The sequence below is a fragment of the Oerskovia flava genome (assembly GCF_026163685.1).
In the GTDB taxonomy this organism is placed as follows: Bacteria; Actinomycetota; Actinomycetes; order Actinomycetales; family Cellulomonadaceae; genus Oerskovia_A; species Oerskovia_A flava.
In genome coordinates this window covers 38,516-50,919 of sequence record NZ_JAOXSR010000007.1, presented here as the reverse complement: position 1 = coordinate 50,919, position 12,404 = coordinate 38,516, and the positions used below count along the sequence as shown (strand labels likewise).

Genomic DNA, 12,404 nt, shown 5'->3' with positions numbered 1-12,404 from the left:
GAAGGACCCGCACTACCGGACGTCCTGACGAGAGGCACCCCGCACGATGACCACCGATCACCCCGACCTGCCCACGGACCTGCGGGGCGCGCTCGAGCGTGCCGTGGACGACACCCTGGGCGGTCCGCCGCTGCTCGTGGCGAGCGACTTCGACGGAGTCCTGGCCCCGCTCGTGGACGACCCGTCGGCATCCCGTCCCACGGACGCCGCGGACGCCGCGCTGCGCCGGCTCGCGGTGGCGGCGCCGGACCGCGTCCGCGTCGCGCTGGTCTCGGGCCGCAACCTGGACTCGCTGACGCGGCTCACGGACCCACCCGCGGGGACCCTCCTCGTGGGCAGCCACGGTGCAGAGCGGGCCGACGTCCACGCGGCACCCGACGGGACGACGGTCGTGGAGCGTGTGCCGTTCCACCTGACCGCGGAGGAGGGCGCGCTCCTGGGGCGCGTGCGCACGGGGCTCGCGCAGATCGCGGACCCGCTGGAGGGCGCGTGGGTGGAGGACAAGCCCTCGGCCGCCGTCCTGCACACGCGGCGGTGCGCGCCCGAGGACGGCACGCTCGCCGCCCGGGCAGCCGTCGAGCTGGGCGAAGGGCTCGGTGCGCACACGATGAGCGGCAAGGACGTGGTGGAGATCGCCGTCACGAGCACGTCCAAGGGCGTGGCCCTGACGGCCCTGCGCGACGAGCTCGGCCTCGGCACGGTGTTCTACATGGGCGACGACGTGACCGACGAGCGGGCCTTCGAGGTGCTCGAGCGGGAGGACCTGACCGTCAAGGTCGGGTCGGGCGAGACGGCCGCGCGGTTCCGGGTCGCCGACCCGGACGCCGCCGCCGCCGTGCTCACCGTGATCGCCGACCGGCTCGAGATCGACGCCGCACGATCGTGACCCGGGTGTGACCCAGCACTCAGCAACGGGGAGTAGGATGCGGATCACGATGGGGTCGAGCGACGGCCGTCCCGGGGAGACCTGGGACGTGACGTGGTCCGACTTCTTCTGTGTCACCGCAGACACGCTCGTCGTGAAAGCTACGGCACGTCACTACACAACGGATCGTCCGGCACGTACCTGCCGGTGGAGGGATGTACCTGATCATGGCTACGGTCACCTACGACCACGCAACCCGGCTCTACCCCGGGACCGAGCGTCCTGCAGTGGACCAGCTCAACCTGCACGTGGAGGACGGCGAGTTCCTCGTCCTCGTCGGCCCCTCGGGCTGCGGAAAGTCCACCTCGCTGCGCATGCTCGCAGGCCTCGAGGACGTCAACGGCGGCAACATCTACATCGGTGACCGCGACGTGACGGACGTCCAGCCGAAGGACCGCGACATCGCGATGGTCTTCCAGAACTACGCGCTGTACCCGCACATGTCGGTCGCCGACAACATGGGCTTCGCCCTGAAGATCGCCGGCAACCCGAAGGCGGACATCCGCCAGCGTGTCGAGGAGGCGGCGAAGATCCTCGACCTCACCGAGTACCTCGACCGCAAGCCGAAGGCGCTCTCCGGTGGTCAGCGTCAGCGTGTGGCCATGGGCCGCGCCATCGTGCGTCAGCCCCAGGTCTTCCTGATGGACGAGCCGCTGTCGAACCTCGACGCCAAGCTGCGCGTCCAGACCCGTACGCAGATCGCGTCGCTCCAGCGCCGCCTCGGCGTCACCACGGTCTACGTCACGCACGACCAGACCGAGGCGCTCACCATGGGCGACCGGATCGCGGTCCTCAAGGACGGCCTCCTGCAGCAGGTGGGCACTCCCCGCGACATGTACGACACCCCGGCGAACGTGTTCGTCGCCGGCTTCATCGGCTCGCCCGCGATGAACCTGGCCACCTTCAGCGTCACCGACGGCGCTGCCCAGGTCGGGTCGGCCCGTATCCCGCTCGAGCGCGAGACGCTGGCCAAGGTCACCGAGGCCGACAAGGGCCACGTCACGGTCGGCTTCCGACCCGAGGCGCTCGACGTCGTGGGCCAGGCCACCGAGTCCGCCTTCCCGGTCGAGGTCAACATCGTCGAGGAGCTCGGCTCCGACGCGTTCGTCTACGGCACCCTCAAGGGCGAGCTCGCCAGCGAGGCCCACCTGACGTCGGGCGCCGGCGACAACCAGGTGATCGTCCGCATCGACCCCCGCAACGTGCCCCAGAAGGGCGAGCGTCTGTACGTCTCGATCCGCCCGGGTCAGGCGCACGTGTTCTCGTCCGCCACGGGTGAGCGTCTGAGCTGACCTCACGGTCCCGCGGTACGTACGACGGGGCGGGTCCGGCCACACGGCCGGACCCGCCCCGTCGGGCGTTCCCGCCGGGATCACCCGTGGTCGCTCCCGCGTCTGCCGGCCGATCAGTGGACAATGGGGGGCGTGACGGTGCAGAACCTACAGATCACGGCGTCGAACCCCGACCCCGCCCTCCTCGACCTGCCCTGGGACATCCCGCTCGAGCAGTGGCCCGCGGAGACGCTCGCCGCGCTGCCGCGCGGAATCTCCCGGCACATCGTGCGGTTCGTACGGTTGTCCGGCCGCGTCATCGCGATCAAGGAGATCGGCGAGAGCGTCGCGTACCGCGAGTTCGAGCTGCTGCGCCAGCTCCGCCGGCTCGAGGTACCGAGCGTCGTCCCGGTGGGGGTCATCACGGGCCGCAAGGACGCGGACGGCGAACGCCTCGAGGCCGTGCTCATCACCGAGCACCTGCAGTTCTCGCTGCCCTACCGCGCGCTGTTCAGCCAGGCCCTGCGCCCGGACACCGCGACGCGCCTCATCGACGCGCTGGCCGTGCTGCTCGTCCGCCTGCACCTCGTGGGCTTCTACTGGGGCGACGTGTCCCTGTCGAACACGCTCTTCCGGCGCGACGCCGAGACGTTCGCGGCGTTCCTCGTCGACGCCGAGACCGGCGACCTGCACCGTGAGCTCTCGCCCGGGCAGCGCAGCTACGACCTCGATCTCGCGCGGACCAACATCATCGGCGAGCTGATGGACCTCGCCGCCGGCGAGCTGCTCGACGAGGACGTCGACGAGGTCGCGATCGGCGACGCGCTCGTCGAGCGGTACAACGAGCTCTGGGAGGCGCTGACGGTGTCCGAGTCGTTCGACTCGAACGAGCGCTGGCGGGTCGCTGCGCGCATCGAGCAGCTCAACACGCTCGGCTTCGACGTCGGCGAGCTCGCGATCACCACCGACATCGACGGCACGACCGTGCAGATCCAACCGAAGGTCGTCGACGCCGGGCACCACTCCCGCCGGCTGCTGCGCCTGACCGGCCTCGACGTGCAGGAGAACCAGGCCCGGCGGCTGCTCAACGACCTCGACTCGTTCCGGGCCGCCGCCGAGCGGCAGAACGACGACGAGGAGTTCGTCGCGCACGACTGGCTCAGCGGCGTCTTCGAGCCCACCATCCAGGCCGTGCCGCGCGACCTGCGGCGCAAGCTGGAGCCCGCGCAGCTCTTCCACGAGATCCTCGACCACCGCTGGTTCACCTCGGAGCGCGCGGGTCGGGACGTGCCGATGGCGGAGGCCACGCAGTCGTACGTCGACGACGTCCTGCGCCACCGCCCCGACGAGAAGGCGATCCTCGGCCTGGCGCCCGGCGAGACCGACGAGCTCTTCGGCTGACCCGCCGGCCCGGGCCGCTCGGCCCGGACCTGCTCGGACCAGACAGCTCGGACCAGACTGCTCGGATCAGGCCTTCTCGGCGCCCTCGGCGCGCAGCGCGGCGACCTCGTACAGGGTGATCCCGGCGGCGACGCCCGCGTTGAGCGACTCGACGTCCGAGCTCATGGGGATCGACGCGACGACGTCGCACGCCTCGCGCACGAGCCGGGAGAGGCCCTTGCCCTCCGATCCCACCACGAGAACCAGCGGGTCTGTCGCGAAGGCGACGTCGCGGACGACGGTCGTGCCACCGGCGTCGAGCCCGACGACGAAGCACCCGGCCTGCTTGAGCTCGCCCAGGGAGCGCGCCAGGTTGGTCGCGCGAGCGACCGGCACCCGGGCGGCGGCACCCGCGGAGACCTTCCACGCGGAGGCGGTCACACCGGCCGCACGACGCTCGGGCACGAGCACGCCGTGCGCACCGAACGCCCCCGCGGAGCGCAGGACGGCGCCGAGGTTGCGCGGGTCCGTGATCCCGTCGAGCGCGATGATCAGGGCGGGCTCACCGGCGTCGGCCGCGGCGTCGAGCAGGTCGTCGACGTCCGCGTACTCGTAGGGCGGCACCTTGATGACCACGCCCTGGTGCACCGAGCCCTCGGTGAGCCGGTCGAGCTCCTGCCGCGAGACCTCGGCGAGCTCGTACCCGCGCCCGTTGACGATGTTGAGGATCTCGCGGGTCCGGTCGTCGCCGTCGAGCCGCGACGCCAGGTAGACGGTCGAGACGGGGACCCGGGCACGCAGCGCCTCGAGGACCGCGTTGCGGCCCGCGATGACCTCCTGGGAGCCCGATCCTCGACCACGCCCGGCCGAGCGCTCGCCACCCGCGGCGCGAGCCGGTGCGCGGCTCGGGCGCTCGGGCGCCGAGCGCTTCTCGGTGAGCACCTTGCGCTTGTGCGCCGGGTGGTAGGGGCGGTCCTCCGCCTTCGGGGTCGGGCCGCGACCCTCGAGGGCCTTGCGGCCCTTTCCGCCGGTACCGGCGGTCGCCGCCTTCTTGGACCCGGCCTTGCGGGTCGCGCCGCGTCGTTGTGAGTTGCCAGCCATGGGAGTACCCGTCGTGTCGTGGATCAGTGAGATGGTCAGGCGCCCGGCGAGCGCGCAGGAAGGGTCCAGCGCGCACCGTCGGCGGAGTCCTCGACGACGATGCCGGCGGCGGCGAGCCGGTCCCGGATCGCGTCGGAGGTGGCGAAGTCCCGGGCTGCGCGCGCCTCGGCGCGAGCCGCGAGCTCGGCGGACACGACGGCGTCGAGCGCCGCCGCGTAGCGGGAGTCCCCTTCGTCGGCCCACCGAGGGGAGCCGGGGTCGAGGCCGAGGACGTCGAGCATCGCCCGCAGGGCGACGAGGTGGTGCCGCGCGACGGTGTCGGCGGCGGCGGTGCGGTCCTGCAGCGCGGAGTTGCCGGCGCGCAGGTGCTCGTGGACGGCGGCGAGCGCGGCGGGCACGTTGAGGTCGTCGTCCATCGCGGTGACGAAGGCGGTGGGCAGCTCGGCGTCGGCGACCTCCTCGGCGGCGACGGCGCCGACGCGCTCGGTGGCGCGTTGGACGAACCCGGCGAGGCGCTCCCACGTCGCCGTCGCCTCCGCGACCGTGTCGGCGGTCCACTCCAGCATCGAGCGGTACTGCACGGACGCGAGCGCGTACCGCAGCACGGCGGGCGAGGTCGTCGCCAGGACCTCGCGCACCAGCAGCCCGTTGCCGAGCGACTTGCTCATCTTGGTGCCGCCCTGGGTGACCCAGGCGCTGTGCAACCAGTGCCGGGCGAACCCGTAGCCGGCCGCGTGCGACTGCGCCTGCTCGTTCTCGTGGTGCGGGAAGCGCAGGTCGAGGCCGCCCCCGTGGATGTCGAACGTGTCGCCGAGGTAGCGCCGCGCCATCGCCGAGCACTCGAGGTGCCAGCCCGGCCTGCCGCGGCCGAACGGCGTCGGCCAGGAGGCGGTGCCGGGCTCGCCCGGCTTGGGCGCCTTCCACAGCGCGAAGTCGCGGGGGTCGCGCTTGACCGTGCCGGACGTCTCGCCCACGTCCTCGGGGGCCGGGGAGAGGTCCTCGAGCCGCTGGTTCGTCAGCGACCCGTAGTCGGGCCACGAGCGGACGTCGAACCACACGTCGCCCGGACCCGTGACGTACGCGTGGCCACGCTCGACGAGCCGCTCCATGAGCGCCACCATGTCGGTGACGTGCCCGGTCGCGCGCGGCTCCGCCGTCGGCGGCAGGACGCCCAGGGCGTCGTAGGCGGCGCTGAACGCGCGCTCGTACGTCGCGGCCCAGGCCCACCAGGGCTCGCCGGCCTCGGCGGACTTCGCGAGGATCTTGTCGTCGATGTCGGTGACGTTCCGGACGAGGGTGACCCGCGAGCCCGTGCGGCTCAGCCACCGCACGAGCACGTCGAACGCGACGGCCGACCGCATGTGCCCGATGTGCGGTGCAGCCTGCACCGTGGCCCCGCACAGGTAGATGCCGACCTCGCCCGGGGTCAGGGGCGCGAAGTCGCGCACGTCCCGCGTGGCGGTGTCGAACAGGCGAAGGGTCACGCCCGCAAGGGTACCGGCGCACGTCCTGCGAGGCCGAACCGGCGGGCAGGATCACCCGCGGCGGCCGGCGCTACCCGAAGGACCTGCCCTCCCCGCGGTAGGTGGGGACGACGTCGACGACCCGGGTCCCGCGGACGAGGTGCACCTGGTCGAAGCGCTCCATGAGCTCCCCGGCCTTCGCGTGGCGGAACCACACCCGGTCACCGATCTCGAGCGAGGGGCGACCGTCGCCGCGGCCGCGACGGCGCAGCGGGGTCTGCACCTCGCCCGCCGCCTCCGCCCGGGTGAGCTCCCAGCCGTCGTCCTCCGCGCGCCGCGGCAGGCGCGAGCGCCCGGCCGGGCCCGAGGCGACGTAGCCCCCGCCGAACGCGGTAGCCCACCCCGGTGCGGGGACGCGCACGACGTCGAGCCCGAAGAACGCGGCCGGGCGTGCCGAGAAGGCGCGGTAACCGTCGAACAGACCCGGGGCGAACAGCCCGGACCCGGCCGTCACCTCGGTCACGGCCGGGTCGGCGGCGGAAGTCTCGAGCGAGCCGGTGCCGCCGGAGTTGACGAGCGTCACGGGGTGCCCGACGACGTCCTGCACCGCCGCGACCACGGCGGCCCGGCGCGTCGCGAGGTCTCGCACGGACGCCCGCTTGACGAGCCGCACCGCCAGCCGCGTGTCCGGCAGGCCGGCGACCTGCGCCTCGTAGAACATCACCCCGCGCAGCCGGACCCCGGGCGTCGCGGCCACCGCCGCCGCGAGCGTCGCGGCCTGCGCGGGGGTGTGCACGGGCGAACGCCGGGCACCGAGGTGCGCGGTCCACGGACCGAGGCCCGGCCGCAGCGACGCGTCGACGTCGAGGCAGACCTGCACGGGCAGGTCGCTCGCGCCGCGCGAGGCCGCGGTCACGAGGTCGAGGTGTGCCGGGCTGTCGATCATCACGGTGATCTCGCGCAGCGCCGCCGGGCTCGCCACGAGCCGTGCGAGCGCCTCCCTGTCGACGCTCGGGTAGGCGACCAACACGTCGCGGGTGCCACCGTCGACGAGCCACAACGCCTCCGCGAGCGAGTACGCCATGACCCCGGCGGTGCCCGGGACGGCGAGCGCGCGGTCAAGCAGCGACCGCACCCGCACGGACTTCGAAGCGATCCGCACCGGAGATCCGCTCGTCCGCTCGACGAGCTCCGCGGCGTTGTGATCGAAGAGGTCGAGGTCCACGACGGCGATCGGCGCGCCGCGTCCCGCGGTCGCGGCGGTGAGCCGCTCCCCGAGCGTCCGGGGCGTCAGGTGCGTGGTCATAGGAGGAACCTACCGCCGACCGGGCCGGCCGCACCGTCGCGGCAGAGCGCGCCGGAGCACGGCCGAGCGCCGTCGTGAGATAGTGCCGGACGTGACGAGCATCACGCGCGGGCGCCCGAGCTCCTCGACCTGGACCAACTGGGCGCGCACCACCTCCGCCACCCCCAGGCGTCGGGCCTCCCCCGCCGACGAGGCCGAGCTGAGCGCCCTGGTCGCGGGCGCCGCCGAGGACGGGCTGCGCGTGCGCGCGGTCGGCGCGGGGCACTCGTTCACCCCGGCAGCCGTGACCGACGGCCTGCTGCTCGACCTGGACCGGCTCGCGATGGTCGAGCGGATCGCACGGACCCGGAGCGGGGTCGAGGTCACGGTCGGGGCGGGCATGCGCCTGCACCGCCTCAACGAGGTCCTCGCCGCGGCAGGGCTCGCGATGCGCAACCTCGGGGACATCGACCGGCAGTCGGTCGCGGGGGCGATCTCCACCGGTACCCACGGGACGGGGGCGCGCCTCGGCGGGCTCTGCACGGCCGTGCGCGGGCTGCGGGTCGTGGGGGCCGACGGTTCGGTCGTCGACGCCGACGAGGCCCGTCACCCCGAGCTGTTCGCCGCGAGCCGCCTCGGCCTGGGCACCACAGGGATCCTGTCGTCGGTGACCCTCGAGGTCGTGCCCGCGTTCCTGCTGCGCGCCCAGGAGGAGCCGTGGCCGCTCGACCGTGTGCTGGCCGAGCTCGACGGTCCGGACGGGCTCGTCGACGCCAACGACCACGTCGAGTTCTACTGGTTCCCGCACACCCGGCGTGCGCTCACGAAGCGCAACAACCGCCTGTCCCCCGATGAGGAGGCCGCTGCCGTCCGGCGCCTCGCGGACCACGGCCCCGGGACCGTGGCCCGGGCGCGGACGTGGATCGACGAGGAGCTGCTGTCCAACGGCGCGTTCGAGGTCGTGAACCGCGTCGCCACGGCGCTGCCGCGCGCGACCGCGCGGCTCAACGCCGTCTCGGCCCGTGCCCTCGCACCGCGGACCTACGTCGCGCCGTCGCACGAGGTCTTCGTGACGAGCAGGCGCGTGCGGTTCCGCGAGATGGAGTATGCGATCGGGCGCGAGCACCTCGCGGACGCCCTGGGCGCCGTCGAGGACTGGTTGCGCACGTCCGGCGAGCACGTGCCGTTCCCGGTGGAGGTGCGCTTCGCCGCGGCCGACGACGTGTGGCTCTCGACCGCCCACGGCCGCCCGACGGCGTACGTCGCGGTGCACCAGTACGCGCGGCTGCCGTACGCCCGCTACTTCGCCGCCGTCGAGCGGATCATGACCGAGAGAGGGGGCCGACCTCACTGGGGCAAGCTGCACGGCCTCGATGCCGGACGGCTCGGACAGCTCTACCCGCGCTTCGAGGACTTCCGGGCGGTACGGGACACCGCCGACCCGCGCGGTGTCTTCGCGAACGACTACACCGATCGCGTCCTGGGCCGGCCGGGCTACTCCGGTTCGACGACCAACGAGTGGACGTAGTCCGCCAGGGCGTGGAAGCTCGCGACCGCGACGTCGTCGTCCTGCGAGACGAGCCAGGCGATCTCGATCCCGTCGATGTAGCCGGCGACGAGCCGCGCGAGGAAGCGCGACTCGATCGAGTAGGTGACCCCCGCGACCCGCGCGATCTCGTCGAGGATTCCCTGCGTCATGTCGATCGTCTGGGTGAGGTGCGCCTCGGCGACCGAACGCAGCGCACGGCTGCGTGCACCCGCCGTCGCGAACTCGAAGGTCAGCAGACGCATGTGCCGACGCGGCGTCAACCCTTCCCACAGCCCGTCGGCCGCGGCGTGCATGATCGTCTTGACGTCGGTGCCGGCGGACAGCGCGTCACGCACCGGGTCCGAGGCGACGAGAGCGAGGCTGTTGCCCATCGCCCGCAGGAGGTCGTCCTTGTCCTCGAAGCAGTAGTGCACCACGCCGAGCGAGACCCCGGCCTCGGCCGCGACCCCACGGATCGTGATGCCTTCGACGCCCTCTCGGACGGCGATCGTCATCGCGGCATCGATCAGCTGGACTCGACGCTCTTCGACTGACATCCGGTTCATGCCGCCATCCCAGGTGTCGATCTTGTGAAAGTCAAACATTTCCGTCAGTTCGACGCACTCAAGACGATTTTATGGCCGGCGGAGCAACATGGCACGCTGGAACGATCACCGGGGTCCTGGACGGACACCTCCGACAGCCCCGCAGAGAGGACGACATGACCCAGGGACAGCGCCGCCGCACGGCACGCGCCGCACGACCTCTGGTCGGCGCGCTGCTCGGCACCCTCGCGCTCGTGGGCTGCGGCGCAGACGTCGGCCCCGGCGGCGGCGGCCCAGACGACACCCGAGACCAGGTGGACGGCGCCGACGGAACGGCGGGGACGCCGGGCGCGATCCCGCTCCCCGGGGCGTCCGGATCGTGGACAGTGACCGCCCCGGACGGCTGGTCACCGTCCGAGCGCGACGGACGGCTGACCCTGCGGGCGGACGACGGCTTCGGTGACCGAGGGTTCCGGTCGAACGTCGTGGTGACCACCCGGACGGTCGGCGCCGGGACGCTCGCCGACCAGGGCGCCGCCACGACCGCGTACGCCGAGACCCTGCCCGGATGGGACGTCGACGAGGCGGGGACGGGGCCCACCGAGCTCGCCGGCCTGCCCGCCTACTCCGTCTCGGGGACGTACACCTCCCCGAGCGCCGCGCCGGGCGCCGCGACGCGCGCGGTGGTCGTGGACCAGGTCGTGGTCGTCGTCGAGCTGGACGCACAGGGCGGGGCGTTCGCCCTCCTCACCGCGTCCGCCGCCGACGGCGACCAGGACGGCGCCCTCGAGGCCTTCAGCGTGCTGGAGAGCCTCGCCGGGGCCCCCGAGGCCACCGAGGCCGGTTGAGGTCACCGCAAGGGGCGGTTGCGGACGTCTGAGGGCCGAGCGTGGCCGTGCGCGCGCCCGACCGATCCTGCCGGACGGGTCGATCAGGCCGGCCGGGGCGCGACGAGCGCGGTGGCGACGGCCGCGACGCCGTCGCCCCGACCGGTGAGGCCGAGCCCGTCGGTCGTCGTGGCGCTGATCGTGACCGGAGCGCCGGCCGCCTCGGAGAGCGCGCGCTCGGCTTCCGCGCGCCGCGGACCGATCTTGGGACGGTTGCCGACCACCTGTACCGCGACGTTGCCGATCACGAAGCCTGCGGACCGGACACGGTGTGCCGCCTCGGCGAGGAGGGCCGACCCGCTGGCACCCGACCACCGCGGCTCCCCCGTGCCGAAGTTGGACCCGAGGTCACCCAGGCCCGCGGCCGAGAACAGCGCATCGGCCGCCGCGTGCGCGGCGACGTCGGCGTCAGAGTGCCCGGCCAGCCCTCGCTCTCCCGGCCAGTGCAGGCCACCCAGCCACAACGGCCGAGGCTCGTCGTCCGCGGCGTAGGCGTGCACGTCGACCCCGATCCCGGTGCGGGGCATCAGCGGCGCAGTGTCGGTCATCGGGCCTCCAGGTCTGTCGGGTCCGCGAGGAGCGCGGCGGCGACGAGCAGGTCGCGGTGGGTGGTGACCTTCATCGCGAGCTCGTCGCCCGCGACCACGTGGACCTCCTCCCCGAGCGCCTCCACCAGTCCTGCGTCGTCGCTGGCGGCGGTCCCCTCGTCGGCGGAGCGGTCGACGGCGCTGTCGTGGGCACGGTCGAGGAGCGTCCGCGCGAACCCCTGAGGTGTCTGCACGGACCGCAGGAGCGTCCGGTCCACGGTCCGCACGACCCGCTCGGCCGCCCGGTCCGGGGACGAGGCGACCTCCTTGACGGTGTCCGTCACCGCGAGGCCTGGGACGACGGCGCCACGGCCCGCGAGGACCGCGGAGACCACGCGGCGGACGAGGTCGGCAGGGGCGAGGGGGCGGGCGGCGTCGTGCACGAGGACCACGCCGACGTCCGGGCCCGCCAGGGCGAGCCCCGCTCGGACGGAGGCCTGCCGGGTGCCGGCACCCTCGACGACCTGGACGGGGACGGAGGTCCGCTCGTCGTCGGCGACGAGCGCAGTCATGGTCTGCTGGAGGCCGCGCGGGCAGGTGACGATGATCGAGTCGACCACGCCGGAGGCGCTCAGACGACGGGCCGCGTGCACGACGAGGGGAAGACCCTCGAGCTCGACGAGCGCCTTCGGCACGTCCATCCCGAGTCGTGTCCCGGAACCTGCTGCCGTGAGGATCGCGAGGGTGGTCACGCGCACACCGTAGCCGACGCGCGAGTTGTCCCCGCGCGTCGGTCACGTCGGATCAGGACGCGAGCACCTCGTCGAGGATGGCCTCGGCCTTCTCCTCCTCGGTGTGCTCGGCCAGAGCCAGCTCGGAGACGAGGATCTGGCGCGCCTTCGAGAGCATGCGCTTCTCCCCTGCGGACAGGCCACGGTCAGCGTCGCGACGGGACAGGTCCCGGACGACCTCGGCCACCTTGATCACATCGCCGGAGGCGAGCTTCTCGAGGTTGGCCTTGTACCGGCGCGACCAGTTGGTCGGCTCCTCGGTGTATGGTGCACGAAGCACCTCGAAGACGCGGTCCAGACCTTCCTGGCCGACGACGTCGCGCACACCGACGAGGTCGACGTTCTCCGCCGGTACCTCGATGGTCAGATCACCCTGGGCCACCTTGAGCTTGAGGTAGATCTTGTCCTCTCCGCGGATCGTGCGGGTCTTGATCTCTTCGATCAGAGCGGCACCGTGGTGCGGGTAGACAACGGTCTCGCCTACTGTGAACGTCATCTGTGGATGTCCCCTTTCGCGGAGGTCAACCTTACCACGGGCGAGACGCCCATTCCGAGTCCCGGACGCCTCCGGCGCACCCTCCTCGAACACATCGTCGCAGGTCAGCGCCGTGTTCGACGGAGATGCCGACTCACCTGAACCGCTCAGACGGCACATGCTGGTCTTGTCGGACGGACGGTGCACCGCGCGGCCCCGTCCACCG

The 12,404-nt window shown here is 72.9% G+C and carries 12 protein-coding genes; 5 read left to right on the top strand and 7 right to left on the bottom strand.

Annotation, left to right across the window (positions count from 1 at the left end):
* The first annotated feature begins 46 nt into the window (after positions 1-46).
* The 3 genes from otsB to OHL10_RS12345 all read left to right on the top strand — a co-directional run bounded on the left by otsB (position 47) and on the right by OHL10_RS12345 (position 3,597).
* The gene (otsB, locus tag OHL10_RS12355) at positions 47-886 is read left to right on the top strand and encodes a trehalose-phosphatase (protein WP_265522521.1); all 840 of its coding nucleotides are present in this window, start codon (positions 47-49) and stop codon (positions 884-886) included.
* 206 nt (positions 887-1,092) lie between these two features.
* Positions 1,093-2,217 (top strand): ABC transporter ATP-binding protein, encoded by a 1,125-nt coding sequence (locus OHL10_RS12350; RefSeq protein ID WP_265522520.1) that lies wholly within the window; start codon positions 1,093-1,095, stop codon positions 2,215-2,217.
* A gap of 123 nt (positions 2,218-2,340) precedes the next feature.
* Positions 2,341-3,597 (top strand): DUF4032 domain-containing protein, encoded by a 1,257-nt coding sequence (locus tag OHL10_RS12345; RefSeq protein ID WP_425499003.1) that lies wholly within the window; start codon positions 2,341-2,343, stop codon positions 3,595-3,597.
* Between the two features lie 66 nt (positions 3,598-3,663).
* On the opposite strand, the gene rlmB is transcribed toward OHL10_RS12345, so the two are convergent.
* The 3 genes from rlmB to OHL10_RS12330 form a co-directional block, all read right to left on the bottom strand.
* Entirely contained in the window at positions 3,664-4,677 is a 1,014-nt protein-coding gene (rlmB, locus tag OHL10_RS12340) for a 23S rRNA (guanosine(2251)-2'-O)-methyltransferase RlmB (RefSeq protein WP_265522519.1), read from the bottom strand.
* A gap of 35 nt (positions 4,678-4,712) precedes the next feature.
* Positions 4,713-6,161 carry a cysteine--tRNA ligase gene (gene cysS / locus OHL10_RS12335; protein WP_265522518.1) on the bottom strand — a complete coding sequence of 483 codons (1,449 nt, stop codon included), beginning with the start codon at positions 6,159-6,161 and terminating at the stop codon, positions 4,713-4,715.
* 70 nt (positions 6,162-6,231) lie between these two features.
* Positions 6,232-7,446, bottom strand: a complete 1,215-nt coding sequence (locus tag OHL10_RS12330; protein WP_265522517.1) for an alanine racemase — start codon at positions 7,444-7,446, stop codon at positions 6,232-6,234.
* Between the two features lie 100 nt (positions 7,447-7,546).
* Between OHL10_RS12330 and OHL10_RS12325 the strand changes: the two genes are divergently transcribed.
* Complete coding sequence (locus OHL10_RS12325) at positions 7,547-8,953, top strand: D-arabinono-1,4-lactone oxidase (protein ID WP_425499008.1); 1,407 nt, start codon at positions 7,547-7,549, stop codon at positions 8,951-8,953.
* Here the strand turns inward: OHL10_RS12325 and OHL10_RS12320 are convergent.
* Positions 8,920-9,519 (bottom strand): TetR/AcrR family transcriptional regulator, encoded by a 600-nt coding sequence (locus OHL10_RS12320; RefSeq protein WP_265522515.1) that lies wholly within the window; start codon positions 9,517-9,519, stop codon positions 8,920-8,922. The two genes, OHL10_RS12325 and OHL10_RS12320, sit on opposite strands and share 34 nt — an antisense overlap.
* Before the next feature lie 155 nt (positions 9,520-9,674).
* Between OHL10_RS12320 and OHL10_RS12315 the strand changes: the two genes are divergently transcribed.
* Positions 9,675-10,346 (top strand): hypothetical protein, encoded by a 672-nt coding sequence (locus tag OHL10_RS12315; protein WP_265522514.1) that lies wholly within the window; start codon positions 9,675-9,677, stop codon positions 10,344-10,346.
* A gap of 83 nt (positions 10,347-10,429) precedes the next feature.
* Here the strand turns inward: OHL10_RS12315 and ispF are convergent, their stop codons facing one another.
* From ispF to OHL10_RS12300, 3 genes are read right to left on the bottom strand one after another with little or no spacing between them, the layout of a single operon-like run.
* On the bottom strand, positions 10,430-10,933 hold the full coding sequence (gene ispF / locus OHL10_RS12310) for a 2-C-methyl-D-erythritol 2,4-cyclodiphosphate synthase (protein WP_265522513.1): 504 nt from the start codon (positions 10,931-10,933) through the stop codon (positions 10,430-10,432).
* On the bottom strand, positions 10,930-11,664 hold the full coding sequence (gene ispD / locus OHL10_RS12305) for a 2-C-methyl-D-erythritol 4-phosphate cytidylyltransferase (protein WP_265522512.1): 735 nt from the start codon (positions 11,662-11,664) through the stop codon (positions 10,930-10,932). The genes ispF and ispD overlap by 4 nt, the downstream gene beginning before the upstream one ends.
* A gap of 52 nt (positions 11,665-11,716) precedes the next feature.
* Positions 11,717-12,199 (bottom strand): CarD family transcriptional regulator, encoded by a 483-nt coding sequence (locus OHL10_RS12300; RefSeq protein ID WP_024841917.1) that lies wholly within the window; start codon positions 12,197-12,199, stop codon positions 11,717-11,719.
* Between the last annotated feature and the right edge of the window lie 205 nt (positions 12,200-12,404).